Consider the following 26570-nt stretch of genomic DNA (forward strand, 5'->3'; position numbering starts at 1 on the left):
ATCGGATTATTTTTGGTTGACAAGCAGCACCGGATGTCCGGCCCTTACCCTTACTTTGGTCAGTTTGACTTTTTTTGAAAGCAGGCCCTTTACGGTTTCGCTGCCTGCCGAGGCGGCCTGCATTTGCCAGGAGGTATCATAGCCCATCAGCTGGGTGGATTGTATGGCCTGTCCAGCACCTTCCTTTACGGCCTTTCTTTCCATGCTTCCCGGAATGCGGATGCCCTCCATCGCATCCATGTCGTGGACAGCAAGGGATACGGGCAGGATCATCTTGCCTTTCCTTATGGCACTGATCTTGATCTCCAGCCGCTCACCGGACAGGCTGCAACGACCATGGACAAGTTGCCCTTTTAGCAGGGAAAGCCCATTGATCGACACGTCCTCGGAGAGCTCCAAAGTGATGGTCTGTCCCGTGACCATCTCTTGGTCACCATAGACCGTCGCGGCGATGGCCACGGGCACGGGTTCCTCCGCGGACGGTTCACTTTCATCGAGTCCATAAAACCCATTGGTCTGGAAGGCCGTGTTGGTTTGGTTATCGGTCTCATGCCCTCCCGATGCTTCCACTGCAAAACTTTTTACTTTACTTTTGGCTTCTTCGAGCCGCAGCTGGACGCGCTCCGGATGCTGCACGTCCAGTAGTTTGTCCAACATGGAATCAATCTGCTGCATTTCGGGATCTTCGCCCATTGGCCTGCTCATCTGCTCCATCATTTCTTCGAGCTGCCTGACATCTTTATGGATGCCTGTTTTTTCCATTACCGGTTCAGGCACTTTCTTTGCCACTGATGGTGCTGGAGCATTGACCAGTTGCTGGATCGTTTCTAGTTGGGAGGCAATTTCCTGCTCGGCCCGGTCCAAATCGTTTGGAACAGCCTCTTTCCCTTCCACTGGTAATTTGCTTTCAAATAGCGGTAGTTGTCCTTCTTGTTGTGAAAGACTCCGCTGCTTTTGTTCTTCTTTTTCATAAAGTGCCATTTTGTCCAGGTTCTCCCCTTCGGGCAAGGTGGCCCCGGGAAGGGTAAGGTTCAGCCCCTTTGTCTGGTGATCGTCATTCAATACATCAGGATTACCTCCTCCCAGTGCCCAAAAGGCCAAAAAGAGAAAGGGAATGGTCAATAGGGGCAAAAACAGCATCATGCGTCTTTCCCTGAGGAATTTTTCACTGTGTTCGTTCATCATCGATCAATGGTTTAAGGTTTTGTACATCACTACTGTCCTGATAGGCCGGAAGCACCGGCAGTTCAGGCGTTGGCATCGGGGCAAGGCCCACTTGGTCTTGCCGTATTGAGGTCAAGGCAACTGCTGCATATCCGAGGGTTCCCGCTGCAAGCAACAGGACCATTAACCCGTACTGCTGCTTAGGGGAATACCTGTACAGCCTGGACTGAAGGCTCCTGGACAGCCTCAACGTCCCGACCTTTAATTTTTCGTTGCCCGAAAAAGCAATCGCAATTCCCATGATCTTCATCGTTTATGGTTTGAAAGATTGGTATTGGACAGGGTTTCCCAGCCTTCGATCAAAAAGCCATGGGGATTGTTCTCGGATCGCTGGACCTCCCGCAAGGCACCACGGGTCACCAGGCTGCGCACCATCACGGAGGTTGTCCTCACGATCCGTTGCTTGCCATAATAGGTGAAGCGGTAAGGGTAGCTTTCGATATCGAGCCTTATGCTGTCCATTTCAATCGTCTGGTCCATATTGGCCGCCACCAGCTGCTGGTAGTAACTTTGTTCGTCCAAGATGTCATAGGCCTTTTTTGCCGATCCATCTGCCAAATACAGGGCTTTGGCCACGCTTTGCTTAATCTGGTTTTCATCAGGTGAAAGGGTGAAGAAATGATGATGGAACATTTTGACATGGTCCTTTGCTTCAACGGCAATGTTCTGTTTCCTTTCTCCTGCCATGGCTTCCAGTACCTTGCCATGGGCAAGGATATATACCCTTTCCTGTGCATCGGCTGCCATCCGGAAGGATCGGTAGCCTAGAAATCCACTGAGCAGGCAGACGCCCAGCACGGCAAGCAGGCTGAAAAGACGTATATGGCGGAAGGCGGTATCGATATGTTTCAGGCTTTCAAACATGGCTTATAATGATTTGGCGATGGCTCCCCCTACCTTCACGGCTGCTTTGCTTCCCTGACCTGCTATACTGGTGGTCTTGCCCAGTAACTGGTCGCGGCCTCCCGGCTGTACAATAAAACTGGCCACATTGGGCACGGTAAAATAGCCGGTAATGGCAATGACCATGAAGACCATATAGGCCGTAGAGGAAAGGAAGTTTTGGTCAAGTACCATCATGTTCAGTTGGATCTTGGCTATGATGGCCCCGAAGATATTGGCCACGGGCAGCCACATAAAGACGTTGATATAGCGGGCAAACCATGCGGAAAGCGTATGCTGGAACCCATCAAATACGGACAGGCCCAGGACGATCGGCCCAAGAATGGAGAGCACCAACAGCTGGAAGGTCCGAATAGTATTGATGCACAGGGCAGCGGCAAAGAAGAGCACCTGTAGTATCCCACTGATGGCCTGGTTCAGGATGTTCTGCAGGTTAAAAGCATAGATGCTGTTTGCCAGCCGTTCCAGTACGCCCATATCCTCAACTGAATCGGGATAACTGTAGCGATCAGGTGCAGAGATATCTGCCGGGGGCGTGATATTGGGTACAATTTCCTGTTTGTTCAATAGGTCGATATGGGCATTGATCGCCGCATTGCTATCGTGCACCATGAGGGCGGTTCCTTCCACTATCAGGTTTCCCACCGTATGGATAATATCCATTATGGCAGGAAAAAGCATGATGGCAAGGCCGATGGCAAAAGGACGCAACAAGGGATAGACATCAATGGATTCTGATCGGGCCATATGTCCCCAAACGCGATAGGCGATGAACCATAAGGCGCCAAAGCCAGCAATAGCCCGGGCCACCCCGGTAAGCTGACCTGCCAAGGGCAGCATTTCAGTATAAAGGTCATCGAGTACCTCGTGCAATGTCCGAACACTGTCCCCTATCCCTTGGGCAAAGGAAACTTCCGGCAGTGCCACCAATCCCATTGCCATGATTGCCGTAATGACCGTTCTTTTCATAAAGTTCATTTCCATTGGTTCCAGATTTTGATCAGGTTGTTTTCCAGTTGCTTACGCTGCTCATTGAGCATTTTCACCTTACTGTTGGTCTTTCGGACAAAGACCAACATGGATTGCATCTCCCCGAAAACCCTGTCGATGGCCTCGATCCGCTCATGGTCATCCATGCGGAGCTTGCCCGAGGTAAGTACCATTGCCAGTTCGTCCAGGCTTTTGAGGCTTTCTTTGAAAAGGTGACGATAAACCGAAGACAGGTATTCCAGCTCGGCCAATCCCATCTTTCCGTCCCGGGACAATTGCCGGTAGGTAGCCGTGTATTCCTGGATGATCAGCTGCTGGTAACGGACGATTTCCGCAATGCGGTAATACCGGCGCACTTCGGGGCTTACGGCCAACATGCCATCCAGAAAGGCCTCGTGCAGTTTGTAATCCCCCTCGGCGATTCCCTTTACGGTCTTGTAGCCCGTACTAAGCAAGTGGTACCCTTTGTACATGTCCTGCAGGATCTGTTTGAGCTGGTTGAGTTTTTCAAAATTCAGTACCAACTGCACGGCTTCCTGGCTCTGGGCCCTGACAGGATTGCCCCATGCCAAGGCACCCATTAGCATAAGTATTAGCAGCTTAATTTTCATCATCGTAAAGGCGTTGCATTATTTGACCGTTCACTTGTTCCCATTTCCGCTGTCTGCTGAAATTGTTCAGCTTCCTGTTCCAGGTGAGCAATTGCCGGTGGATTTTATCCATCCTTACAAAGAGGCCTTCCAGTACTTCCAGCCTTTGCGCATTTTCCATTTCCAGTTGAAAGGGCTTTATCACCGCATACATTTCTGCAAGAACAGCCAGTGAGCGTCTGACCGATTCCCGGAAATTCCTTTCCATGGCCAGTTGTTCCCTTGGCCGTAGGCCTGCCCTATCCAGCAATTCCCTGCCTTTGGCCGTTTCTCCAAGTATCTTTCCCTGAATGACAATAATGCCTTCCACCAAGTGGTTGTCCCTTACATGGGGGCTGATCCCGTCCATCGCAGCAAACCATTCCTCAAAGAGGTTGAACTTCCCCTCCCGGATACGGGAAAGGGTGTTCAGTCCCGTGCGGGCAATACGATAACCCTTCCAGGCGGTCCCGGCATAGATTTTCAATGCAGCTATTTGCTCCACCAGGTAACGCTCCTGTGTCCGCTTCTGACGGAACCACTCGTTAAAAGTCTGTGCAGGCAGTTTTGAAGAAAGTACAAGACATAAGACCAGAAGGCCTGTTCGCACTTTTAATCTGTTGTTTGATCCCATAGCTCAATAAAGGTCATAGAGTGATTTGATCGGGGCATTTGCTTGCGGATAGTATTCCCTAGCCCTTAACACTTGGAAATTCCTTCTGTTGAAACTTCTCAGTTCGTTGAGATTTTCCTGTACTTTCTTGTCCGTCCGGTAGATGATCTCCAGCCGTTCCGCATCGCCCATCTGAATGGAATAGGCGGTGAGCACATCGGTCAGGTGCTGCAGGTTCTGTACACTCTGCTCCAGGATATTGGTGTAGGCAGCGGCCATGGCATCCCTTTCCGATGTGGTCAACAGCGTGCTCCGGGACAGCACCTTCCAGGCCTTTTGGTATTCGCCCACTATGGCCGCCTGCTTTTGGGCAATGTCCCGCACCCGCTGGAACTGGGAAAGCACCTGCTTGACCTTCCAGAGCTCATCGAAGAGCCCGCCGTATTGTTCACGCTGCTTTTCGCTCCAGTTGCCGATTCCTTCAAGTTCCAGCTTGGTCATCGCATTTTCCAGTACCTTCTGGGCATTCTGCAGCCATATGGTTTGGTTCTGCAGGCGCTGGATCTTCAGGTCAATGGCCTTGATCACCTTTTTTACGCCCTGCTTGATGATTTCCAGCACCGCGGCAAGCGGTATGGCCTCTGCCCGGTTCAGGGGCGCAAGAGAAAGTCCCAAAACGAGTGTACAGGTCCCTATGGATAGTTGTATATTTCTTTTCATTGCTATTGCTTTCTTGCCATATGTTCAATGGCCTTTTCCAAACTCCCATATTTTTTCGTGTAGCGCCTGATTTCCTCCTGTTCGCTTTCCTCAGTGGAATAGGTATAGTATTCCTCCGGTCCCACCTCGGTGCGATAGACCTTGGACAACTGCCCGCCCAGGCTGATGAATACTTCTTTGTATTTCCGCTTGGGGTCATTGGCCTTGTTGATACTGAGTGCCAAAGCAGCCTCTTTTTCGGTCAGGCCGAGCAGCTCTTGGATACGGCCGAACTTGTTCTGGTACTTGGACTGGTCGAGCAGGATCTTGCAGTCGGAATTGTTGATAATGGCCTCCTTGACCACAGGAGAGGAAATGATGTCCTCCACTCCCGGTTCAGCCCCATCATGATCGTCCTTGCCGCCTCACTGGCATCGGTGATGTCCAGCATGGTCTCCGGCTCCAGTGGATTGCAACGATGGGAATGGCTTAGCCTGTCAAAATTGATGGTAAAGAAACGGGGCTTTTCCCTATAGGCAGCAAGGTTTTTCAAGAGGGTATTATAGGCAATAATGGACAGGTCATCGTATTTGTAATCATAGATGAACATGCTAAAGCCCTTTTGGATGTGCTGGGTAATGACATGACGGATGACAAAGTAGCTCTTCCCGGATCCCGGTGTACCTGCTACCAAAAGTGCGCGGAAGGGGTTGATGATGTTGATCCAGGAAGCCCGTACCTTGTTTTTGAGCCTGTACCGTGCTGGTAGATTGACCGAGTATTCATTTTCTATCAACCTTTCTTCCTGTGGAAAAGTCTCGTTGAGATGATTGAACACGTTCTTTTGATTTCCCAGAAACAGCACCCTTCCCATTCGTGCCCCGGTGGAAAGTACGGCTAAAAAAGAAAAAGAGGTTATGGCCATATAAACATAGAAGCTGTTTGGAGGCCATACTATTTCACCTGTCCAATAATGGCAGGAAAGGAAAACAGCACTGCCCAATAGAAAGCCCACCAGCAAAGGTGCTATTTTACTGTCCTCCTTCTTTTTTCCCTTGCTTCCCAAAAGGGATACCAACAACAGGAACAGGACAATTCCCTTTGTCCAAAAGGGGGAAGCAAAGAGCCCTGTCTTGGCAAGTCCAGCCAACAGTCTGTCCGTAATGGAATGACAGGCCCCTAGCTGGCAGAACAGGCTATAACCGGTATAGTAAAAGTGTAGACACAGCATCCCCACACTTCCCTTGCGGGTAAGGTCGATGATCTTGCGCAGTCCTTCTATGCTTTCCCCTGTTGCCATGTCCTATAGTTTTGGTCTCCGTTGTTTCTTCTTTTTTCTTTTCAGCGGGTAGGGCACCGGTTCGTAGGCTGCTCCATGAAAGAGCATGTCCAGAATTTCCTCCCTGGTCCTGGAACCAATAATGGGAGCAATGATCACTTCCACCGTCTCTTCATTCAGTCGTTCCAATGCACAAGGTCTTGAAATCGCAGCAAACCGGTCCTGCACCCCTTTGGCAGAAAGGCCCTTGCCCAATTGGCTGCCGTTGAAGACGCACCTGTTTACAAAGTCGATATAGGTCAGCCCATACACCCTTCCCTCACCGTTCTGCCGAATGACCAGCCCTATCCCTTCTTTAGACAGCTTTTCCCTAAACTGCTCCATGGAGCCCGAAGGCCAAAGTGCCTTGGAAACGGTTTCCTTCAAGGGTGCCCTAAATTCTACTGTCCTGCGGCTGTTCCGTTCAAATGTCTTTTCCAATCGGGACAATGTAGGCTTTTCATACAGCTCACTGGCCTTGATGGGCACACCTACCCTGTTTCCCTGCTGATCAACAATACTGTAGACCAGTCCCTTCTTTTCGTGCATCCTGCTTCCCGGTTCTCCCCGATAAGCGGTCACGTTAAAATGTCCCAAGATGGCATTCATCTGGCCAAGCGAAGTAAACCGATAGTTGTAAAGTACTTCCTGTACTGCCTTGGTCACTGCCGCCTTGGTTTCCTTTTTGCCATATTCCACCGGTTCCAGCGGTTGGAGCAAGAACCGCTTGCGGTGGCCCTGTTCTTCCGCCACCACCAGGCCGAAGTCCTTTTCAATCTGCTTTCTTGCCGGCTCTGAACGGAGCCTTCCCAGGTTATGTGTTTCAAGCCGTCTGCCCTTCCCATCAATGTTACAGGTGGCCACGTGCAAGTGGGGATGTCCGGCATCATGGTGGAGATAGACCAGGTAGGGCTGCCCTCCAAAACCTATCCTCTCCATATACTCTGTAGCGATCCTTTTCATGGTATCGGCATCCAACTTGTCCTCCGGGGAAAAGTTCAGGGAGATATGCAGCGCATTGGTCTTTGTCCTTATGTTCAGCTTGGTCAGCTTGTCAAACCGCTGCAGCTTTTCCTTATAATCAGGATCGAGTTGTAGAAATCCATTGGCCATAAGCAAGGAGGCCTGTCCGTTTTCCACCTTGTTTTCATTATAGCGCAGCACACCGCGGATGGATTTCCCTGTGGTGATCCTTACGACCATGGCCTTTTTGACAATTGGTCGAGCACCAGCAACAGTTTGGAAACCAGCCCTCCCACCTTGGCGTAAAGGGGCATGACTTTCCTTGCATAAAAGCGTTTGTTCTTGGGATCGGGGTGGGCATGGAAATAGTGGACCAGTTGGTTGATGTTCACCCCGATCTTGTGGATGGCTGTTTTGGTCTGGGACAGCTCTTCTCTTATTTCCTCCATGGAAGCATTCCGGGTGTCGAGGGTAATGGCACGGTCAAACAGCATGCTCCGCAACAGCTCGCTCAGGTTTTGGCAACCTGCCGATTGGCGCAGTAGCTCTACCAGTTTCCGGTGCTCCGTTTCCTTGAACCTGATGGTCTTCCTGTAGTTACGTTCCTGTCTTTTTTGTTTCATGGTTGTTGGATTTGCATGTTCCGACTTTGGAGGGATTGTCCCCCTTGCCACTCCGGCAGCAAGGGGCAAGATCGGATTGGCGTCAGACAATCCTACATCTTGCTGGCCGCCGGATCGCGGCCCCGGATTGGGACAAACTGTCCTCCGTTAAACATGTTAAAATGATAGGCCTTTAGAATACCAAGTTCAGTTTTCCAGGTTCCACACCCACTGGTCTGCGGCCATCACCCAGTCCCGTAACGGGCTTCCCGACTCACTTTTCCAGTCCAGTCCCTGATAGTAAAAATAGAATACTTCCGCTTCAGAATCCGGAATGTTCATAAACCGGAAATAGGCCTTCACTTCTTCGATGGTAGGTGGAATACGGTCAGTAAAATTCGGATGTTCACTTTGGTCTTTCATGATCGTTCTTCGTTTTGTTAAAGTCCAAAGGTGGATCATAAAAGGCTGGAATGGTCACACTGAAAACCGAAGGGGGAGCTGAAAAACAAAAGGAACACCGCTTTCCCAAATTAGGCAGCACTTAAAGCAAGAATAAAAAAAAGGCCTTACAGCCCTCCTTCATCCGCGAATGAATAATATCCTTCGGTTGTGATGATAATATGATCCAATACCGGCAATTCCAATAATTTCCCGGCTTTCACCATTTTTTCCGTTAGTCTTTTATCCTGTTCACTGGGTTTTAAGGTACCGGATGGATGGTTATGAACCTTATGTAAAGCTTTACATAATTCGCATTATGCAAAGTATAATATTATGTAAAGCGAAATTTATAAATATCTGATTATGAAAAAGTTGACAACAATAAACTTTACATAAAAACACACCGTGTTCGAATTTAAACTATGGTTGTCCCATTTACTTATTACTGCAAATAGCCCTAAAGGGCATTTAGCAGGCTTTCTTGAATCCTCTTTTGGTTATTATGAATATAATTCCAAAATTATGTGCAGTTTATTATGTAAACTAAATTCATATTTAGTAGCTTATTATCAATATTTTAAACTCATTACTTTACATAACCATTTCCTTTTCATAATGCGAAATTATCATAGCCGTAGCAGATGCTTTCATGGCTGCCCCAAAGATCACTTTCAGGTCTACTACAGTCCCTGCAGTTCCTCCGGATGAGGCGTTGATAATTCCAAGGACACGGTTAGCCCTATTTAGGAGAATAACCTTAAATTCTTCAATAAACTCTATTTTCGACTCATCCCAGTTGGCCCTTAAAATCCTATTGGCAGTCAAGGAGGACGTGATTTGGGGCTTTTGGGAAACCTTTGAATTGGCCTTGTAACTTAGTACAATTTCTGCTACTTGGCTGGATACGATGTCTTTGTTGTTGCTGTCCATAACATTTCGTTTTTGATGGTTAGAAATTAATTATGGACACCGCCCCGCTTGAGGGCAACCAAAGCCAAGTGGCAACGGAATAAATGAGGGGGCATGCGGGAATGGCATGTGTTTATGCCGGACACTCTTGGCTGCCCCGGCAGCCCGAAAGCGAACTTTGTGCAGTGATTAATGGATAAAGAATAATAAATCCAATTAGAGCAGTTAGGATTTCGTCAAAATTATCAATCTGATAACTTTCAAAATGGCTAAAAATGGCAGTACCCAATTTTATCATTTCTTTCTTCTATGTTACTCAGGATATTATTTCTTAAAACCATTAATATAAATCCATAAAAAGACCTGAATAGGATAATTAGTGATGGAAATCACTCCAAAAGAAATTATACAGACTATATGCATTTAACTGTAATCACAAACCAAGAACAAATGTTCAAATTACCGACCCTACCTCCCAAATCACTCCTCTTGGATGCCACCTTATAACGGGAAAGAATAAAGGTGCGGGGTGCTGACGTCAAAAAGCATTCTCTTGCCCTAGACCGTATTCCTTCCCTTTATACTTTTGCAGCAAGGTGTGGTGGATATCGGTAATTAGAAAACAAAGCCGATAATTGAAACAAACAATTTCTCAAACCAGAGTAAAGCGCATAGAAACATCAATTCATAGGCTAATTCAACGACAAAAGATTCTTGCAGTCTAGCTTAGTACCTGTCAATTTTAAAACTTTCAATTATCCATTGATCCTGATAATAGTCCAATTATGAACTAAATGGTAATATATCACCAACCTAGAAACGTACTGTTACTAAGGCCGTAAATTATTTATGATTGATGGTTTTTTAAAATGCCTAGTAAAAGTCAATATCCGACACTCCGCGTGCTGCACGGGTAATATTAATGGCCACCTATGGACTGGCGGTAATAATGGCCAGAAATGCGGCTCCTGCCGAAGCGGTAAGCCCCCATTGTTTACGCAGTAGCATTAAAGGGGTCAGCAGCTGATCTGCTCCCCAGTGAGCCGCCCATGCAGCTAATATTAGTACGCCTGCCCATAACCATCCATTCATATATTTAGAGTTTAAGTTTCACTTTGCTAACCTTAAAATCCTAATTGCACCACGCATCACAAAGGCAAAAACGATCCCGCCTACAATCAAATCAGGCCATTTGCTTTCCAGCCAATAAACCAATACCCCGGCCAGTATCACCCCTGCGTTAACGATGATGTCATTAGAGGTAAAGATCGCACTGGCCTGCATGTGGGCCTCTTTACTTTTTGCCTTGTTGATCAGCCATAGTGAAATGAGGTTGCCCGCTAAAGCAAGCAGGGATACAATAATCATCCACTGGAACAGAGGCGTTTCGCTTTGAGTAAAAAACCTACGTAGTACTTCCGAAAACCCAAGCAGGGCCAGGGCCATCTGAAAGTAACCACTGATCTTGGCAACTTTTTTCTTGCGGGAAATAGCTGCTCCCACCGCAAAGAGACTCAGACCATAGACAATGGAATCAGCCAGCATATCCAGCGAGTCGGCTATCAAGCCCATGGACCTGGATATCCATCCGGTGGTCATTTCGGCTACAAAAAATCCAAAGTTGATACCCAGCACCCACCATAATATTTTGCGTTGATGTGAATCATCCACCTCTATAGGCAATTCTGCGTTGGTGGTGCCCTCCAATTGACCATTGAGATTGAGCTCATTGATCGCTTTATGTATAGGCTGTACCTCATCCTGATGGAATACTTCCAGCCTGCGTGCCGGAATGTCAAACTCCAGGTGTTTTACCTGACTGAGAGGTTCCAGTTTCATGCGGACCATTTGCTCCTCTGAGGGGCAGTCCATTTTGGCTATTTTGAATATGCTTTTATTCATTTGGTTAGTTTTTTTCTACATTTCTCACAGATGCCCTGGAGCACCCTATTGACCTCCTTTACATTATGATTCCCATCTATTGAAAGTAGCTCATTCGGTACAGAATCAGGCAAACAAAAGGTTCTACTACATACTTCACAGTGAAAGTGGAAATGCCATTTTTCTTCAAATAAATCTATTGTCCGATAGAAAGTCATTTTATTTACCGGCTTTTCCTGCCGGGCAGTAATATCCAAAGCTTTTTGAAGTTCTTTCATGCTACAAGCCTTTTGCTTCTCAAGAATATATTCAATCACTTTGGTACGAGTATCTGTTAAAAGAATTCCATGATCCTGAAGTATATCTTCTGCTATGCTCATATTTTAACCAATGTTTATATTCTATCATTTTAAGTATTTTTATACGCCAACAATCGTAAAGCATTGAACACTACGATTAACGTAGAACCCTCGTGGATCAACACTGCAATACCGATATTGGCAAATCCGAAAATTGTGGCGGGTATCAACAAGGCCACTATACCCAAACTCATCCACAGGTTTTGCTTGATAATGCCTTTGGCCTTTCTACTTAAACCGATTGCAAAAGGTAAGGTTTCCAGCTTATCGGCCATCAGAGCAATGTCAGCTGTTTCCAGAGCCACATCACTTCCTGCCGCTCCCATGGCTATGCCCACCGTACTATTGGCCATGGCCGGAGCATCATTTACGCCATCGCCTACCATGGCTACTTTGTCTTCTTTTTGTCTAAGCTCTTTAATGGCTTCTACTTTTTCTTCTGGCAGCAAACTGCCCCAGGCATCTGTAAGGCCTATTTCTTTGGCTACCGCATCGGCTACTTTCTGATTGTCACCGGTGAGCATGATCATGCGTTTGACACCAATCTTTTTCAATTGCGCTAAGGTATTTTTCGCTTCTTCTCTTGGCGTATCCATCAAGGCGATGATGCCGATGTAGCTGTCATTTTGCCGGATGAGCATGGTGGTATTACCATCAGACTCTAAGGACTTTACTTTTTCTTCAATTTCCTTTGATGGCTTCTTATCATCCAGCGACTCAAACAGATCCAGGTTGCCAATGTAGACTTTGTCACTTCCCAGTGTTGCTTTGATCCCTTTCCCAAGCACTGCCTCCAGATCTTTCGCCTCTGGTATATCAGCACCCTTCAGTCGCTCTTTCCCGTCACGCACTACGGCCTTTGCCAGTGGGTGATCACTGAGGTTTTCTACGGCAATGGCGGTTTTCAACAGTTCTTCTTCACCTACTTCACCCAGGGCAATTACTTCGGTAAGGTTTGGCTTTCCTTCGGTTAGCGTACCGGTTTTGTCAAAAGCCAGGGCCGTGAGCACACCCAGGTCTTCCAGTGGCCGGCCACCTTTAATGAGCACACCGCTTTTGGCCGCCCTGGCCACTCCACTAAGCACGGCACTAGGGGTGGAAATGGCCAAAGCGCATGGACTGGCTGCCACCAGCACGGCCATAGATCGGTAAAAGCTTTCGCTAAAAGTTTCATCAATGACCAGAAAAGCAAAATTGAGCAGCACCACTAGGGCCAGCACCGAAGGCACAAAATATTTCTCAAACTTATCGGTAAACCGCTGGGTGGGCGACTTTTGGGTTTGTGCTTCATTGACCAGCTTCACCAGCCGTGACAAAGTAGAATCTTTAGCCTCCTTGATCACCTTTATTTCCAGCGTGTTATTGCCATTGATGGTACCGGAAAACACCCGGTTTTCATCCTTTATTTCGCTTTCCTGTGACCAGTCTTTATCGGGATCATCCACAGGTTCTTTATCCACTGGTACACTTTCCCCGGTAATAGGTGCTTGATTTACGCTACTCCGACCATCTACTACCACACCATCAGCAGAAATTTTACTGTTGGGCTTTACCACGATGATGTCGCCTATGCTTAGTTCTTCTATACCTACTTCTTCTGTTTTCCCATTTCTCTTAAGCAAGGCCGTTTTGGGTGCCAGTTCTGCCAGGGCGGCAATAGATTTTCGGGCCTTGTTCATGGCATAATGCTCCAGGGCATGGCCCATGCTGAACAAGAACAGCAGTAAAGCACCCTCCGCCCATTCCCCCAAAATAGCCGCACCTATGGCTGCCACCAACATAAGGAAATCTATTTCAAAGCCTCCTTTGGCGACTGTTTGAATGGCTTCTTTAGCAGTGAAATAGCCGCCAAAGAAATATGCTGCGATATACAATATTAAGCTTACCAAGGAAGGCACAGCCTCGATGTAGGAAAGCCCAAAACCAATACCGAGCAATGACCCGCAGATGATAGAAAAAATTAGCTCGGTATTTTTGCCGAAAATGCCTCCGTGTGAGTGGTCGTGATCTTCCCCTTTCTCATGATCATGTTCTCTTTCCTGAGTTTCCTTTGATTCAGATTTGCTGGACTGCTGTAAAAATCGCTCTGCACTTACCCGTGTATCGGGGATGTCCAACCCTTCTTTTCGCAATACTTTTAATATCTCGGCTTCATCTATTTTTGAGGTATCAAATTCTAGTCTCACCATGCCGGAACCTGAAACAGAAGCTTCCAGAACACCCCCTTTGTTCCGAAGATTTCTCTCAACGTTACGGGCATGCCGAGTGTGCCGTATCCCTTCTACTTCTATGAGTTTATGACCAAATTTCTCGGTAATTTCAGCTCCGGTTTGCCCCGCTAATTTTTGGATTCGGTCAATGGATATCACCTCAGGGTCATAATGAAAGCATAGCTGTGGCACACCATTGTCGGTTTCATCAGCCACATGCACTTTTTCTAGGCCTTGGGTATCCTGAAGGCGGCTGATGAGTTTATCTACACATTGATCTTTTTCATCCGGTACTTCCGGCAGCATCACCGATATTTGTATTTGTAGTTTTTTCATTTTACTCATTTATTCATTAACAACAACTGTTCTCTCATGATAAGCGTTTTGTTTAAGCCTTTTCAAATGCTTCCTTTCCTTCTTTTAAGGCATACCAAGCTATTCCAAGACTACCAATAGCAACTACATAAGGAATTTGCCATATAGCATAAATGAGACTGGACGCCAGAAGTATAAAAGAAAGATAAAAGCAGGTCTTAGTGCATTGTGCATCAGAAATAATTGGTTTGCTCTCCAACTCCCTACCCACTTTTATTTTTGCTCTAAAAAGAAAATACATGGTAGCGATAGAAAGCGCTGAAATGATAACACCGGCAGAGGTAGTCTGGGGTTCGGACTGGCTAACAATTGAAAATATGGCACCTGTAATGAGCCCTGCCACCAATAGATACAGAGCCGTACCGGTTATTCTCAAGGCTGTTATCTCAAAATTATCACGTTGCTTTATTTCATGATACTGCATTCTCCAAACCATGTGGGCAACTCCTACTCCAGAGAGTACTTCTGCAAAACTATCTACTCCAAACCCAAATAAGGCCAGTGTTTCATCTGTTGCGCCAAAGAAGGTAGAGACAAGGCCTTCAATAGTATTGTATCCAATGGTTATCAGGCTGAGGATGAAAGCAGTTCTAAGTCCTTTTTGAAGATTAATATGCCCTTCTAATGTCCGTTGAACGGATGGACAAGGCACTGAACCATGAGAACAGAAAACACAGCAATCACCTGAATTTGGCTGTAAAATGTTATCACATCGCTCACAATCAAACGAAATCAAGCAACTATCTTGGGGCATTTCTACCTGACGTTGGTGATGACAGTGTGGGCAAACCAATAGAGATTGATAATGAATTTGCTGGCTCATAATATTAGCTTTCAATTTTACATTGGGGACAAATGCCCTTTACAACCAAATTGGCTTCTTCGGCCTCATGATTAGGCGGAAGGACAATTTCAGGAATTTTGTAACTGGTAAGGCATTTAGTTTTCTCACAAATTCTGCAATGAAAATGCAGATGCAAATCTCTTTCTATGTCACATTTACAGCCATCCTCGCACAATGCATACTTGGGCACACTGGTGCCATCGTCTATACTGTGTACCATGCCATTTTCTTCAAACACCTTTAAAGTCCTGTAGATGGTCGTTCTGTCAGACTTTACGAAGGCTTTGTACAAGTCGGTGAGGCTAACGGCTGCCTCCCGATCCAGCAAATACTCCAGCACCAACAACCGCATGGCGGTTGGTTTTATCTTATGGCATACAAGAGTTTCTTCTAATTCTTTTATTGCGCTCATAATGTATTTTTCTAAGTATTACTTGTGTAAACTGCACTTTTAAGACCTCACTAATTCCCGGAATGAAGGGATTTAAACCCATCTCTTTTTAGAAAAACCTCCCGTAGCACTTAGCAAACATGCGATGGATTCTCCACCATTAAAATGCTTGAGCGTAGCATTCATCACTACCTGAAATTTCCGTTCATCTGTTATAATTTTAATCGCTCAGTTAAACGTTATAGGAGAATGAGGCTGGCTTATCTGTTCACTTAAAAAACCGTTACCAACATCCAGACTTTTCAGGTTAAGCAGACCTGAAATTTCTTTTGTGTCATAGTCCAGTTGAATCAACAGTTGATGACTTTCTACAATAACCTGCTCCTCATCTTCTTCAGCAACCATTACAATATGCCCTTCAGTAGTCCTGTAAAGTGTTTGACCTTTAATGATAGAGGCATTAAAGACAATTAGCAGAAGTATGAACAACTTGATTTTCACTATTAACGACCATTTAAATTTTCTTCGATATAATCGAGTTCTTCAGGTATATCAAGCTCTCGTGTGCCATTGCCGGTGCGTACAAAAAAATGCGAACGGTCGCTATCATGAAGATAGACCGGGGAACCGGCTTCAACACATTGCCACCACAGTTTTGATTTGTTGTTTATGTACAAATCTGATAGACAAAGTCCTCCTCTTTTTCGGGCCAGATATTGTATTTCTATTGGAGACTCCATAATACAATTACTTCATATCAAATCTTTTAATTGATTTTCCAGTCTTGATCCGGTAAGCATCGTCTACTTCTGATACATAAATAATCCCATCGCCCGGTTCTGGCGTTTGAGCCTTATCACAGATCAGTTGCACTGCTATATCCATTTCTTCATTCTGACAGACCAGCTCCAGTTTCACAACCGGGCTGTCCGTAAAATGAAAGTCTAATGAAGGCGATGCATCTTCTTGTCTGTGCGCTCCAGTTCCTTCTCCTTTAGAAAGTGTCACACTCTCAAATCCTGCATCCCGCAGGGACTTTACCACTACCTGTACTTTTTTCGGTTTTATAAATGCTTTTATTTCTTTCATGTGTATAAGTTTAATTCCAATGGCCACATGTAATTCGCAATAAACTTATTCATCCCAAGGTTGATATAATTAGGATCTCTAAGCTTATGTTCATTTCATGCCTTTGTTGTTTTAATTTCAGTTTGTAATTGGCAAAAAGGTAGTTGGCGAACTACCTTTTGCCAACTTAGCCTTTAGTGACTATGTGAAGTCTGGCTTTTTTTCATCTCAGCAATCAGATAATATGCATTATTCCAAGCCACTTTTGTACCCTCCGGCAAAGGCTCCAGCAGATTGATTTCTACCCAACCTTCATCCGATATTCCGGTGCGTACCTCTACCGGCTGAAAAGCCCATTCGGTTTTTCCGTCTTCCTCGTGTGCCTCAGCTATAAAAATATAAGGCTTACCTTCATCCTCCACAATGGCCCCTTCAGGCAAAGCCTTTACAGATTCACTCTCGGTATGGATTTTTCCATTAATGTACATACCGGGGATTAGGAAGTCTTCTTTACTTTCAATTTCCGCATGTACATGCACCGCTTTAGGGTTTTGCTCAAACTGTTTACCAACAGAGTAGATCTCAGCCTCTAGCTGCTCCCCCGGCACCGATTCTACCCTAAAAGAGACCTTTTGACCTTCTTTAACCTTATGAACGTCTTTTTCAAATACCATCAGGTCGGCATGTATATGCTCGGTGTTAACGATCATGAACATTTCTTTCTGAGGGTCTGCAAACTGCCCGACCTGCACCAGTACCTTTTCAATGTACCCGTTAATGGGGCTTACCACAGGTACATATTGATAAATGTCTCCATTCTGAATTTTGGAGATATTTAAATTGAGTTGTTTCAATTGTGCCTCGTAGCCCTTCACTTCACCTTTCATGGCCTGAAAATCAGCCAGCGTTTCCTGGTAGGTTTTACCTGACCCCACTTCTTCTTCATACAGCCGCTTTTGCCGTTGCATTTCCTTTTCCAGGTATTGTAAGCGACTGAATGATTTTACATAATTAGTTTGTAGCTGAGTCAGGTTGGGGTGTGAAAGGTATGCCAGTGCCTGCCCCTTATTCACCTTCTCACCTTCAATTACTTTAATGGAAGTTACATTAGCACCTAAAATAGCAGTAACAGTTGCCTCGTGCTGTGGGGGTACTTCCAATTGTCCGTTGGCCTCTACCACCCCGGATAAAGCCCGCATGGGCAGGCTGTCTACTTTCATCTTGAGGCTGTTAAACTTAAGGTCAGATAAGTGTACCACGCCCACTTCTTCTTCACTGTGACTACTTTCTCCGCCTTCATGACCGCCTTCACCTTCTGCATGGTTTTCATGGGTTTCTTTAGCCGTATCAGCCGATTTACTGCCGCAGCCTGTAAATACAGAGGCTATCATTAGCAGTGCCAAAATGTATATCAATTGATTCTTCATCTTTTTTATCTATTTATATCTATGATTTATCGGTTAATTAATTTGATGTCTTTAAATAGTATTCCAATTGGTAGCGGCTATCCAGGTAGTTACCAAAAGCATCCCAGGAGTCCACCTCAATACGTATCGCGTCACGGATGTTTTGCAGAAACGTCACATAATCTATGGCTCCTTCGCGATAAGCGGTAACTGCTCCAGCCTGTTGCTCCCTGGCTAGTGGTAGCGCCTCTTCGCGATAGTAAACCCATGAATTGCGCCACTTCAAATACCGCTCCCGCATGTTTTGATAAGCGGTATTCAATTCCATCTGGGTTTGCCTTAGGTTTTGCCCGGCAATATCCCTTTGGATTTTAGCTGACTGGGTCCTTCCCAACTCAGGCCCAAAAAGTAATGGTATTCTAATACCTATTTGGTATGTGTAAAAGCCGGATTGCCCATCTACCTGCTGTTTACCATATTGCCCCTGCAGCTGCGGCAGAAATTGTGCTCTCCGTTCTTTTATCATAGCATTTGCGACATCCACCTGCTGCCGGGATACATTTAACATCGGATGGTTCATCAGCGAATCTGCCATATAGTTCAAAGGCTGATCCAATTGATTGGTGGCTATGTCTGGTACGTTAAAGAGTGTATCGTTGGCAAACCACAGGTTTAGCCTTTGTAGTGCACTCAGATAGTCCCGATACGCCTGCTCTTTTTGAATCTGTACCTGGTTGGCCTGGTTGGAGGTGGCCAGGTACTCCAGCTTGGACGTAGCTTCTGTCTCCAATCTGATCCGGGCTGCCCGCTCTATATCTATAAATAAAGAATCAAGTTGTTCATACACCAGATACTGACTTTTGGTGGTATACACTTGTGCCCAGGCCCGGCTCACTTCTCGCTCCAGTTCAATCACTGACAGGTTGAGGGCATCTTCAGCGAGTGCCACTCTTTCTTTCTGCAACCTAAGCCTAGGTGCTATGCCAAAAACATCAATTTGCTGCTGCTGGATACCTATTTGGGTATATACTCCGCCAGAACTTACCTCTGAACCACTACCAACCTCTTCTCGTCCGGTAAATACCTGCGTGTTGCCAAAATCCCAGGCGGTTTTCTTTAAAACCTCCTGGTTTTCAATCTCCAAGCGTGCCAATTGAATTTTCGGATAGCTTTCAATCGCTTTCTTTTTAGCTTGTTCCAGGGTGATCGTAGGCAGACTATCGTAATCACTTTGTCTCTCTGTTAAATTCTCTTGCGACCGCTGGGCATTCGCAAGGGAAGGTAATCCAACAAGGCCACTCACCATGAACAATACAAGAATCAGATTGGTGTTTGGGGTTTGAAGCCCTTTCCTTTTGTCGCTTCTTCCTTCTACAAAAGTGTAAAGTACAGGTAGAACTACCAGCGTAAGCAATGTCGCTGTCAGCATTCCCCCTATCACTACGGTAGCTAAGGGTCGCTGTACTTCGGCACCTGCAGAGGCTGAAAATGCCATGGGCAAGAAGCCGAAAATATCTGTTGTCGCTGTTAGCATAATAGGTCTGATTCGTTCTTTTGTTCCGGTTAGAATACGGTCCCTGATACTGGTCACACCTTCTTCTTTTAGCGAATTGAAGCGGTTGATCAAAACCAGGCCATTGAGCACGGCCACACCGAAGAGCACAATAAATCCGACACCAGCCGAGATACTAAATGGCATGTCTCTCAACCAAAGGGCAAACACACCTCCAATGGCTGCCAAAGGAATGGCGATGTAAATCATTATGGATTGTGAGAAAGATTTAAGCGCAAAGTAGAGTAGTACAAAGATGAGAAACAGGGCTATTGGCACCACGATCTGCAAGCGTTGCTTGGCTCTCTGAAGGTTTTCAAATTCACCTCCGTAGGAAATATAATAGCCTGCTGGCAAATCCAGCTCACTATCCAGCTTTTCCTGTATATCATTGACTACCGACTCTACATCCCGGCCTCTTACATTCACTCCGACATAGGTTCTTCTGTAGGTATTGTCCCGAGAAATCTGCATGGGTCCAGGCACGTAACTAATGTCTGCTACCTCCTTAATCGGAACCTGTGTACCATCCGGAAGGTCAATATATAAGGTGCGCAGGTCGTCTATGCTCTTTCGGTGAGCTTCATCAAAGCGGATAACCAGGTCAAATCGTTTTTCGCCTTCAAAGATCACCCCGGCTACACCACCGGCAAAAGCTGTGCTTACGTACTCATTGAGCTTCTGGATATCTAGTCCATATTGCGCTACTTTATCCCGGTTATAACGGACAGTCATTTGCGGTAGTCCTGACGTTCTTTCCGGGTTTACATCTCCTGCTCCAGGCACTGTAGAAATGATATCTGCCATCTCCTGAACTTTGGCTGACAGCATCTCCAGATCTTCGCCATAAAGTTTGACAGCAATATCTTCCCGGACACCTTCCAGCAACTCATTGAACCGTAATTCCACCGGCTGGGTAAAGACCAGATTTACTCCGGTCATGTTAGTTTCTAACTTATCCTTGATTTGCTCTATCAACTCATCCTTGGTCTCGGCAGATACCCACTGGTCTTTATCTTTTTCCAAAATGAGATACATATCAGCAATGTCCATGGGCATGGGGTCGGTAGGAATATCTGCCACTCCTATACGGGCCGTTACCGTCTTAATTTCCGGAAAGCTCTTTAATAACAATTCTTCAATTTTGATAGACACGTCTTTTGACTCACTCAAAGAACTTCCAGGTCGGATGAGTGCCTGCATAGCAATGTCCCCTTCATCTAATTGTGGTACAAACTCGCCCCCCATACGTGAGAAAATAAACCCAGCAAGCCCTAGCAATACAATAGCAACAATAATTACCACAGCTTTGAAACGCAGCGCACTTTTAAGTAATGGAAGGTAAGCATATTGAATACCGCCAATAATCTTGTCGCTAACTTTCTCTAACCACCGTTCAAAACGACCAAACCAATTCTTTTTATTCTGAATAGGTTTCATGAATAGTGCCGACATCATGGGCACGTAAGTCAGGCATAATATAATGGCTCCAATCATGGCAAAACCAAAGGTGTAGGCCATAGGTTGAAACATTTTACCTTCTACCCCTGTAAGGAAAAGTATCGGAGCAAAGACAATCAAAATAATAATCTGTCCGAAAAAAGCAGAACTCATCATCGTACTGCCGGCATCATACGCCACCTCATCCATTACAACCTGGTTAAACTTTATCTTCCCTGATCGGATGCGCTTCTGGATTTCGTATACTGTACCTTCAATAATAATCACCGCACCATCAATGATGATCCCGAAATCAATAGCTCCCAAGCTCATCAGGTTGGCCCATACATTGAACTGCTTCATCAAGATGAAGGCAAATAATAAAGAAAGAGGAATAGTGGTGGCAGTAATTATCCCACCTCGTAAACTCCCCAACAAGATTACCAAAGCAAAAATTACAATTAAAGCTCCCTCTATCAGGTTTTGCTTCACAGTGTCAGTCGTTCTTGATATCAGGTCACTTCTGTCTATTATTGAATTGATAGCCAGTCCCTCAGGAAGAGATTTTTCTACCTCTTCCATGCGTTCTTTCACATTTTGGATCACGGCATTTGGATTGGAACCTTTAAGCATCATAATAATGCCACCTACTGCTTCTTTCCCATCCTGTGTAAAGGCCCCATACCTTACCTGGTTACCAAAGTGTACCTTTTCTGCAACATCACCAATAGTAATCGGAAGGCCATTTTCCGTTGTAATAACGATTTTACGGATGTCGTCAAGAGAACGCACCAAGCCCTCACCACGAATGAAGTTTGACATCCTGTTTTTTTCAATGTAGGCGCCCCCAGTATTGACATTATTTCTAGCCAATGCCTCATATACTTCGGAAATGCTCACATTCATTGCATTGAGCTTTTCCGGATTAATGGCTACTTCATATTGTTTAATATAACCACCGAATGAATTGACCTCAACCACTCCATCTAGTAGAGTAAGTTGTCGTTTAACAATCCATTCCTGAATAGTGCGTAGCTCCATAGGAGAATACTGTGACTCATAGCCCTCTTGAGGTTGGATAGTATATTCGTAAATCTGACCCAACCCAGTAGAAATTGGCCCCATAGTAGGGCTGCCGAATTTTTGTGGAATAGTCTCTTGTAATTCATTTAACTTTTCCTGAACTAGTTGTCGGGGCAGATAGGTGCCCATGTCGTCTTCAAACACTATTGTAACTACTGACAGACCAAACCTCGAAATAGAGCGGATTTCATCTACTCCCGGCAAATTACCCATGGCTAACTCTACCGGATAAGTAACAAATTGCTCTATATCCTCAGTAGCCAGGTTGGGAGAAACAGTGATTACCTGCACCTGATTATTTGTAATGTCCGGTACCGATCCCAGGTTGACCGTGGACATGGAGTAGATACCTACTCCGATGAGGGCCAGCGTAAGCAAGCCCACAATGAATTTATTCTTTATAGAAAAAGAAATGATTTTATTGATCATACCATTTATTAAATTATTTCACATGAACAGAGAAGAAGTGATGAACACGAGCCACCATCGCTGCAAGCAAGATGAGGCATACCATCACAATGAAAAGCCATTTGATTGCCCATTTGGCCGTGATTTTTCTCTTTCTTCTCTTCTTTTTATTTGATTCTTTCAAAATTTTTCAAATTTTCCCTAAAACCAATGAAAGGTGACCTTATGGAATTTAGGCCAATGAAAAGGGGGCTGTATAGATTGCAGTATGAATTCCGGTCAATGCATAACATCATTGCCAAATAGACATACCGAACCCTACAACCTGCAAATTAAGCTCGAGGAGGTTTGAGAAAATCGTGAAGTTTCAGGTTTCCGAAGTCCTGACGAAAAGAAGAATAAACTTGTGGGAGCTTCAAAGGATGTGAGAAAACAACACCAGAAGCAGGAAAAAAATGAAGGTGGCAGCAATGGCACACACAGAAAGGAGTACACCCATCCCACCCGTTAGTGGAATGGTGGTTATGCCCTGGGTTGCCGATATCAACTATTGTTACACTGTTTTGAGAATCTTCGGGAATAGTATCCGCACATGCCACCCCTGAAAGGGCTATAAAGTAAAAACTCAATATGTAGCATGCGATTTTCATTATTACAAATGTACGTAATTAAGCAATGCAAGGGTATTGCAAAGTAGAAACTTAAAGGTTAACTAAGTAACTGGCTGCATTTTCGCTGAATGGCATTCGTCTTTATCTAAAAATAGCTGGAAACCCCAATTTCTATTCCTGCTGTTTTTACAGGTGGATTCCCCAATAAATCCGTTTCCCACATGTAGCGGTAGTTGGCCCGTATCACCGTCTGTGCAGATGGCCGGAAACTAATGGCAGGCACAATGGCCTGTAGATCGTCATGAATAATGGCCCCGGTTTCATTAAATGATCCTACGTTGTAATCTACATGCTCCAGGCGCACAGCTAGATTAACCTTGGCATTTTCCCATCCCAGCATCTTACGCTTAATAATTGTGTAAACAACATCAACGAATCCTCCCTGTTGCTGCGTGCCAAACTGCTGTGAATAGGTATCTGGTATATCCAGGAAGGCCCAAACCCACTCACCTGTGATATTCATCTTTTTTTTGATGGTGGTATTGACGTCTATAGCAAATACGTCCAACCTTCTTTTTGTATCCAAAACAAGTCCATCTTCCTCATATTTATTATATACATCCCCCATCCATGAAAGCCCAATTTCTCCAATTTGCCTATGACGAATTGCCGTTTTCAGTGTAACCAGTGGTACGGCATTAAAATTTTCTTCAAACCGATCTACATTTTCTTTGGCAGCCGGTAGCCAGGTGCGGCCTTCGCTGTTGGCGATTATCTGATCATTGAATCCATTGGTCACATAAGCTTCATAGGCCCAAACCCATTGCTTCTGATAGGTTTTGCCATGAAAACCAAACCCGACATTGCTGAAAGTAGACGGGATTATGGTGGTAGCTGAAATAGGCCGGTCTACAAATTCCCAATTAGGCCCATCATGATTTTGGTTAAATGCACCTATAGGATTCATGATGATTCCTCCCCTAAGGTTAAATAAGGGGTGAAATTCAAAATCAAGAGCAGCAAACTCAATATTTATTTCCTTGGTGCCTTCTTCAAACTCTATTTCGGAAAGGAATTTAATCCGATCCAGGATTGAGGAAGACACGAATAGCGTCATTCTGGGTATCTTAAAAGAAACCCCCTCGCTAATTCCATCAGTCACGAAATACTGACCATGTGCTTCAACATAACCGCCCAAGGCCACCGGAAAACTGCCTGCCTGTAAAAACGGACGGTTATAAACCGCATCCATATTCATTTGGATATCAGTTGTGTCATTACTTATTTGCTGTGCCATTACAGATGCTCCCATTCCCAAAAAAATAATAAGGAATAGCAGTTTGAGGTTTTTATAAATGAATGTAGATGTTTTCATGATCTGTGCTTGTATTAAAGGTTTTGAGGTTAGTTTCTGCAGGGCCCTGCAATACATTGCCCTTTGAATCAAATTCACTTCCGTGACAGGGGCAGACGAGGTAATTGGGTTGTGCATTTACTTCGCACCCTTTATGCGTACACTCCATCCATAGTGCGATGTATTCCTTAGGATTGATTCTGTATAAGGCAATAGGAAAGGCCAAAGAGGTTGCTCTTACCAGTACTACTTCCAGGAGTTTTTCCTGGTCGGTAGAAAATTCACTTTTTGATAACTTCAGCTTATTATCGCTTATCAAGGCACTCACTTTATGAATAGACGTACAGCCTGAAAAAAAAGTGGTGATTCCAGCTGCTGCTAAGCAAGAGCCTCCCATTAATCTTAGAAATTCTTTCCTGTCCATATGACTAAAGAGATTTAAGAAATGTGAGGAGTTTTTGCTTATCTGTTTTGCTGAGTTGCTCAAAGCTGTCCCGGCTGGTGGATGCTTCCCCACCATGCATATTTATAGCTTCTTCAATCGTTTTTGCACGTCCATCGTGCATCAGAAACAACTCACCTCCTTGGGAATCCTGTGAAAGACCAAGTCCCCAGAGTGGTGGGGTTCGCCATTCATACGTTTCTGCTGAACCTTCCGTAGCTCCATCATCGAGACCAGGTCCCATATCGTGCAGCAACAAATCTGTATAAGGATAAAAAGTCTTATTGCTGAGAGCTCCAATATCTGATTCAGGAGTTGTCCAGGAGGGGATATGACATGAGCCACACTTAATATCAGTGAAGATTTGTTGACCCCGAATAACATCAGAAGCATCGGATTCCCTTTGAATGGGTGCTTTAAGCGTTCTTAAATAAAAAACTACGTCCCTTATAGTCTGATCGCTTACTTCCGGATCCACTGAGAGGTTGGTGGCCACATCTAGCGACTCAAATGTAGATGTCACGCCCATATCCTGGTTATATGCGGTGGCAGTTTGTTGCAACAAGTCAATGGCGGCAGCCTTCTTTCCGAAACGCCCAATGTATTTACCACTGAAGGATTGATGAAACCATTGCGGTTGAAAGTAATCGGGAGGAGTAATATAATTGGGGATCCCGGAGATACCATCTCCATCATCATCATTAGGATCGGCATTTTCAAGGATTTGTGCATCTGTGAGGGCCGCTAACAGTCCAAGACCGGTAACTGCGGGAGGAGTAAACTTCATAAATGGAACCCCGGAGGGTAGCCTCTCCGGCTCAAATCCCGGAATGGCCCTATTCTGCAGCTGTGGTGCTCCTGGTGGAATATTGGAACTCTGATTGGGTGATGTCTGCCCAAATCGTGTAAGTGTGGTGAAAGGATGCCCTTTTCCATCTCCCGGATGACAGCTTCCACAGGAGGTGGCTACAAACATAGGTCCCAAACCATTCTCTGGTGTAAAAACCTCATCATTGAAGGCTACATCTCCAGCCAAAAACCTGTTCTGCTCTGAATATGCAAGATCTTCCATTGGACCGTCCAACAATTCATTTTCTGCTGGTGCTTCAGGAAATACCTCTTCGCATGAATAAAACGACAAGGGCACCAAAAAAACCAAAACCAGATACTTTATTTTTATGTTTATCATATAATTATATGTTGATAAGGCAAAACTAATAATTTGTTTAACTAAAATAAAATTTTAGTTTAGACTAAATTAATCAATAATATCAACTACAGGCGAGAATTACCTCAAGGCAATCTTCTTTCTTGAAGAAACTGCGACCTCTGTCACGGTGAGTGCTGTAGCCGAAAAAATTCAGAACAGTCCTGCTTCGGCTTCAGACATGCTCAGGCGACTCTATGAAAAAGGTTTGATAGAGGATAAGAATAATATTACTTTAACAGATCAGGGGAGTTTTCTGGCAAAACTAATCATACGAAAACATCGGCTCTGGGAGACTTTTCTCGTAGAAACACTGAACTTTAAATGGGATGAAGTACATACTATTGCTGAGCAGCTAGAGCATGTTCAATCATCTTTATTCAGAGAAAGACTGGAGCGATTTCTTGAGTATCCTGAAAGAGATCCGCATGTCGATCCTATACCAGATAAAGACGGTAACTTTCCGAATTAGAACCGGGCAAAAATTATGTTTTCCGAAGTGTGGATACTGATGATAAAGGCTTTTTAAATCATTTGGACAAGGGATTACAACTTGGTCAGAGGTGGGTAATTATTGAAAAGGAGGAGTTTGACATGTCTGTCAAACTCCTTGAAGATGATAAAAATGAAGTTTATTTGAGCGAA

The 26570-nt window shown here is 45.0% G+C and carries 30 protein-coding genes and 1 pseudogene; 2 read left to right on the forward strand and 29 right to left on the reverse strand.

All coding sequences use genetic code 11. The annotated features are described in order from the left end of the window. Positions 1-6 precede the first annotated feature (6 nt). The 25 genes and pseudogenes from traM to ECHVI_RS20045 all read right to left on the reverse strand — a co-directional run bounded on the left by traM (position 7) and on the right by ECHVI_RS20045 (position 22332). Complete coding sequence (gene traM / locus ECHVI_RS23090; RefSeq protein ID WP_015267835.1) at positions 7-1185, reverse strand: conjugative transposon protein TraM; 1179 nt, start codon at positions 1183-1185, stop codon at positions 7-9. After that, positions 1166-1465 (reverse strand): hypothetical protein, encoded by a 300-nt coding sequence (locus ECHVI_RS19925; RefSeq protein WP_015267836.1) that lies wholly within the window; start codon positions 1463-1465, stop codon positions 1166-1168. The genes traM and ECHVI_RS19925 overlap by 20 nt, the downstream gene beginning before the upstream one ends. 5 nt (positions 1466-1470) lie before the next feature. Continuing rightward, complete coding sequence (gene traK, locus ECHVI_RS19930; RefSeq protein ID WP_015267837.1) at positions 1471-2088, reverse strand: conjugative transposon protein TraK; 618 nt, start codon at positions 2086-2088, stop codon at positions 1471-1473. 3 nt (positions 2089-2091) lie between these two features. Then, on the reverse strand, positions 2092-3111 hold the full coding sequence (gene traJ, locus ECHVI_RS19935) for a conjugative transposon protein TraJ (RefSeq protein WP_015267838.1): 1020 nt from the start codon (positions 3109-3111) through the stop codon (positions 2092-2094). Further along, positions 3102-3731, reverse strand: coding sequence for a hypothetical protein (locus tag ECHVI_RS19940; RefSeq protein ID WP_015267839.1), 630 nt, complete (start codon positions 3729-3731; stop codon positions 3102-3104). The genes traJ and ECHVI_RS19940 overlap by 10 nt, the downstream gene beginning before the upstream one ends. Continuing rightward, complete coding sequence (locus ECHVI_RS19945; protein ID WP_015267840.1) at positions 3718-4380, reverse strand: hypothetical protein; 663 nt, start codon at positions 4378-4380, stop codon at positions 3718-3720. Before ECHVI_RS19945 ends, ECHVI_RS19940 begins: the two co-directional genes overlap by 14 nt. Positions 4381-4383: 3 nt before the next feature. Continuing rightward, positions 4384-5079: a hypothetical protein gene (locus ECHVI_RS19950; RefSeq protein ID WP_015267841.1), complete on the reverse strand. Its 696-nt coding sequence runs from the start codon at positions 5077-5079 to the stop codon at positions 4384-4386. A 2-nt stretch (positions 5080-5081) separates the two neighbouring features. After that, complete coding sequence (locus ECHVI_RS24130; RefSeq protein WP_425386813.1) at positions 5082-5438, reverse strand: TraG/VirB4 family ATPase; 357 nt, start codon at positions 5436-5438, stop codon at positions 5082-5084. Further along, positions 5321-6358 (reverse strand): YWFCY domain-containing protein, encoded by a 1038-nt coding sequence (locus ECHVI_RS24315; RefSeq protein WP_052331459.1) that lies wholly within the window; start codon positions 6356-6358, stop codon positions 5321-5323. The genes ECHVI_RS24130 and ECHVI_RS24315 overlap by 118 nt, the downstream gene beginning before the upstream one ends. 3 nt (positions 6359-6361) lie before the next feature. Next, a complete protein-coding gene (locus tag ECHVI_RS19965) occupies positions 6362-7579 on the reverse strand; it encodes a relaxase/mobilization nuclease domain-containing protein (RefSeq protein WP_015267842.1) in 1218 nt (405 codons plus the stop codon). Then, positions 7570-7962 carry a plasmid mobilization protein gene (locus tag ECHVI_RS19970; protein ID WP_015267843.1) on the reverse strand — a complete coding sequence of 131 codons (393 nt, stop codon included), beginning with the start codon at positions 7960-7962 and terminating at the stop codon, positions 7570-7572. Before ECHVI_RS19970 ends, ECHVI_RS19965 begins: the two co-directional genes overlap by 10 nt. A gap of 186 nt (positions 7963-8148) precedes the next feature. Beyond that, positions 8149-8364 carry a hypothetical protein gene (locus ECHVI_RS19975; RefSeq protein ID WP_041738992.1) on the reverse strand — a complete coding sequence of 72 codons (216 nt, stop codon included), beginning with the start codon at positions 8362-8364 and terminating at the stop codon, positions 8149-8151. Positions 8365-8510: 146 nt separating this feature from the next. Continuing rightward, a pseudogene (locus ECHVI_RS23440) lies at positions 8511-8669 on the reverse strand (JAB domain-containing protein); the annotation flags it as partial. A 307-nt stretch (positions 8670-8976) separates the two neighbouring features. Further along, complete coding sequence (locus tag ECHVI_RS19985) at positions 8977-9315, reverse strand: JAB domain-containing protein (protein ID WP_083891990.1); 339 nt, start codon at positions 9313-9315, stop codon at positions 8977-8979. A gap of 909 nt (positions 9316-10224) precedes the next feature. After that, the gene (locus ECHVI_RS19990; protein WP_015267845.1) at positions 10225-10386 is read right to left on the reverse strand and encodes a hypothetical protein; all 162 of its coding nucleotides are present in this window, start codon (positions 10384-10386) and stop codon (positions 10225-10227) included. Positions 10387-10404: 18 nt separating this feature from the next. Further along, the gene (locus tag ECHVI_RS19995; protein ID WP_015267846.1) at positions 10405-11196 is read right to left on the reverse strand and encodes a cation diffusion facilitator family transporter; all 792 of its coding nucleotides are present in this window, start codon (positions 11194-11196) and stop codon (positions 10405-10407) included. After that, the gene (locus ECHVI_RS20000) at positions 11193-11555 is read right to left on the reverse strand and encodes a Fur family transcriptional regulator (RefSeq protein ID WP_015267847.1); all 363 of its coding nucleotides are present in this window, start codon (positions 11553-11555) and stop codon (positions 11193-11195) included. Before ECHVI_RS20000 ends, ECHVI_RS19995 begins: the two co-directional genes overlap by 4 nt. Positions 11556-11584: 29 nt before the next feature. Next, the gene (locus tag ECHVI_RS20005) at positions 11585-14080 is read right to left on the reverse strand and encodes a heavy metal translocating P-type ATPase (protein ID WP_015267848.1); all 2496 of its coding nucleotides are present in this window, start codon (positions 14078-14080) and stop codon (positions 11585-11587) included. Positions 14081-14132: 52 nt separating this feature from the next. Then, complete coding sequence (locus tag ECHVI_RS20010; protein ID WP_015267849.1) at positions 14133-14942, reverse strand: GDCCVxC domain-containing (seleno)protein; 810 nt, start codon at positions 14940-14942, stop codon at positions 14133-14135. Positions 14943-14946: 4 nt separating this feature from the next. Next, a complete protein-coding gene (locus tag ECHVI_RS20020) occupies positions 14947-15375 on the reverse strand; it encodes a Fur family transcriptional regulator (RefSeq protein ID WP_015267850.1) in 429 nt (142 codons plus the stop codon). A 207-nt stretch (positions 15376-15582) separates the two neighbouring features. After that, complete coding sequence (locus tag ECHVI_RS24140) at positions 15583-15855, reverse strand: hypothetical protein (RefSeq protein ID WP_245553379.1); 273 nt, start codon at positions 15853-15855, stop codon at positions 15583-15585. 2 nt (positions 15856-15857) lie between these two features. Continuing rightward, complete coding sequence (locus ECHVI_RS23930) at positions 15858-16094, reverse strand: hypothetical protein (protein ID WP_015267851.1); 237 nt, start codon at positions 16092-16094, stop codon at positions 15858-15860. Positions 16095-16101: 7 nt separating this feature from the next. Then, positions 16102-16443, reverse strand: coding sequence for a P-II family nitrogen regulator (locus tag ECHVI_RS20035; RefSeq protein ID WP_015267852.1), 342 nt, complete (start codon positions 16441-16443; stop codon positions 16102-16104). Positions 16444-16616: 173 nt separating this feature from the next. Continuing rightward, entirely contained in the window at positions 16617-17849 is a 1233-nt protein-coding gene (locus ECHVI_RS20040) for an efflux RND transporter periplasmic adaptor subunit (RefSeq protein ID WP_015267853.1), read from the reverse strand. Positions 17850-17886: 37 nt separating this feature from the next. Further along, positions 17887-22332, reverse strand: coding sequence for a CusA/CzcA family heavy metal efflux RND transporter (locus tag ECHVI_RS20045; protein ID WP_015267854.1), 4446 nt, complete (start codon positions 22330-22332; stop codon positions 17887-17889). Positions 22333-22354: 22 nt separating this feature from the next. On the opposite strand from ECHVI_RS20045, the gene ECHVI_RS24255 reads away from it, so the two are divergent. Continuing rightward, positions 22355-22486, forward strand: coding sequence for a hypothetical protein (locus ECHVI_RS24255; protein ID WP_262710635.1), 132 nt, complete (start codon positions 22355-22357; stop codon positions 22484-22486). A gap of 157 nt (positions 22487-22643) precedes the next feature. Here the strand turns inward: ECHVI_RS24255 and ECHVI_RS24320 are convergent, their stop codons facing one another. From ECHVI_RS24320 to ECHVI_RS20060, 4 genes are all read right to left on the reverse strand, one after another. Continuing rightward, positions 22644-22961: a DUF6660 family protein gene (locus ECHVI_RS24320; protein WP_015267856.1), complete on the reverse strand. Its 318-nt coding sequence runs from the start codon at positions 22959-22961 to the stop codon at positions 22644-22646. A 106-nt stretch (positions 22962-23067) separates the two neighbouring features. After that, the gene (locus ECHVI_RS20050; protein ID WP_015267857.1) at positions 23068-24297 is read right to left on the reverse strand and encodes a hypothetical protein; all 1230 of its coding nucleotides are present in this window, start codon (positions 24295-24297) and stop codon (positions 23068-23070) included. Then, a complete protein-coding gene (locus ECHVI_RS20055; protein WP_015267858.1) occupies positions 24272-24700 on the reverse strand; it encodes a QcrA and Rieske domain-containing protein in 429 nt (142 codons plus the stop codon). Before ECHVI_RS20055 ends, ECHVI_RS20050 begins: the two co-directional genes overlap by 26 nt. 4 nt (positions 24701-24704) lie before the next feature. Then, entirely contained in the window at positions 24705-25907 is a 1203-nt protein-coding gene (locus ECHVI_RS20060) for a di-heme oxidoredictase family protein (protein ID WP_015267859.1), read from the reverse strand. 79 nt (positions 25908-25986) lie between these two features. Between ECHVI_RS20060 and ECHVI_RS20065 the strand changes: the two genes are divergently transcribed. Continuing rightward, complete coding sequence (locus tag ECHVI_RS20065; RefSeq protein ID WP_281168859.1) at positions 25987-26397, forward strand: metal-dependent transcriptional regulator; 411 nt, start codon at positions 25987-25989, stop codon at positions 26395-26397. The last annotated feature ends 173 nt before the right edge of the window (positions 26398-26570 follow it).

Source organism: Echinicola vietnamensis DSM 17526 (genome assembly GCF_000325705.1).
Classification (GTDB): domain Bacteria; phylum Bacteroidota; class Bacteroidia; order Cytophagales; family Cyclobacteriaceae; genus Echinicola; species Echinicola vietnamensis.

Bases quoted from the DNA above. Each gene is read 5' to 3' on its own strand.
- ECHVI_RS20055 (WP_015267858.1), bottom strand. From the start codon at position 24,700: ATGGACAGGAAAGAATTTCTAAGATTAATGGGAGGCTCTTGCTTAGCA.
- ECHVI_RS20035 (WP_015267852.1), bottom strand. From the start codon at position 16,443: ATGAAAGAAATAAAAGCATTTATAAAACCGAAAAAAGTACAGGTAGTG.
- ECHVI_RS19965 (WP_015267842.1), bottom strand. From the start codon at position 7,579: ATGGTCGTAAGGATCACCACAGGGAAATCCATCCGCGGTGTGCTGCGC.
- ECHVI_RS24320 (WP_015267856.1), bottom strand. From the start codon at position 22,961: ATGAAAATCGCATGCTACATATTGAGTTTTTACTTTATAGCCCTTTCA.
- ECHVI_RS24255 (WP_262710635.1), top strand. From the start codon at position 22,355: ATGAACAGAGAAGAAGTGATGAACACGAGCCACCATCGCTGCAAGCAA.
- ECHVI_RS24315 (WP_052331459.1), bottom strand. From the start codon at position 6,358: ATGGCAACAGGGGAAAGCATAGAAGGACTGCGCAAGATCATCGACCTT.
- ECHVI_RS19925 (WP_015267836.1), bottom strand. From the start codon at position 1,465: ATGGGAATTGCGATTGCTTTTTCGGGCAACGAAAAATTAAAGGTCGGG.
- ECHVI_RS19975 (WP_041738992.1), bottom strand. From the start codon at position 8,364: ATGAAAGACCAAAGTGAACATCCGAATTTTACTGACCGTATTCCACCT.
- ECHVI_RS20045 (WP_015267854.1), bottom strand. From the start codon at position 22,332: ATGATCAATAAAATCATTTCTTTTTCTATAAAGAATAAATTCATTGTG.
- traM (WP_015267835.1), bottom strand. From the start codon at position 1,185: ATGATGAACGAACACAGTGAAAAATTCCTCAGGGAAAGACGCATGATG.
- ECHVI_RS19950 (WP_015267841.1), bottom strand. From the start codon at position 5,079: ATGAAAAGAAATATACAACTATCCATAGGGACCTGTACACTCGTTTTG.
- ECHVI_RS20050 (WP_015267857.1), bottom strand. From the start codon at position 24,297: ATGAAAACATCTACATTCATTTATAAAAACCTCAAACTGCTATTCCTT.
- traK (WP_015267837.1), bottom strand. From the start codon at position 2,088: ATGTTTGAAAGCCTGAAACATATCGATACCGCCTTCCGCCATATACGT.
- ECHVI_RS23930 (WP_015267851.1), bottom strand. From the start codon at position 16,094: ATGGAGTCTCCAATAGAAATACAATATCTGGCCCGAAAAAGAGGAGGA.
- ECHVI_RS20020 (WP_015267850.1), bottom strand. From the start codon at position 15,375: ATGAGCGCAATAAAAGAATTAGAAGAAACTCTTGTATGCCATAAGATA.
- ECHVI_RS20005 (WP_015267848.1), bottom strand. From the start codon at position 14,080: ATGAAAAAACTACAAATACAAATATCGGTGATGCTGCCGGAAGTACCG.
- ECHVI_RS20000 (WP_015267847.1), bottom strand. From the start codon at position 11,555: ATGAGCATAGCAGAAGATATACTTCAGGATCATGGAATTCTTTTAACA.
- ECHVI_RS19940 (WP_015267839.1), bottom strand. From the start codon at position 3,731: ATGATGAAAATTAAGCTGCTAATACTTATGCTAATGGGTGCCTTGGCA.
- ECHVI_RS19945 (WP_015267840.1), bottom strand. From the start codon at position 4,380: ATGGGATCAAACAACAGATTAAAAGTGCGAACAGGCCTTCTGGTCTTA.
- ECHVI_RS19970 (WP_015267843.1), bottom strand. From the start codon at position 7,962: ATGAAACAAAAAAGACAGGAACGTAACTACAGGAAGACCATCAGGTTC.
- ECHVI_RS19985 (WP_083891990.1), bottom strand. From the start codon at position 9,315: ATGGACAGCAACAACAAAGACATCGTATCCAGCCAAGTAGCAGAAATT.
- ECHVI_RS20010 (WP_015267849.1), bottom strand. From the start codon at position 14,942: ATGAGCCAGCAAATTCATTATCAATCTCTATTGGTTTGCCCACACTGT.
- ECHVI_RS19995 (WP_015267846.1), bottom strand. From the start codon at position 11,196: ATGAATAAAAGCATATTCAAAATAGCCAAAATGGACTGCCCCTCAGAG.
- ECHVI_RS19990 (WP_015267845.1), bottom strand. From the start codon at position 10,386: ATGAATGGATGGTTATGGGCAGGCGTACTAATATTAGCTGCATGGGCG.
- traJ (WP_015267838.1), bottom strand. From the start codon at position 3,111: ATGGAAATGAACTTTATGAAAAGAACGGTCATTACGGCAATCATGGCA.
- ECHVI_RS20060 (WP_015267859.1), bottom strand. From the start codon at position 25,907: ATGATAAACATAAAAATAAAGTATCTGGTTTTGGTTTTTTTGGTGCCC.
- ECHVI_RS20040 (WP_015267853.1), bottom strand. From the start codon at position 17,849: ATGAAGAATCAATTGATATACATTTTGGCACTGCTAATGATAGCCTCT.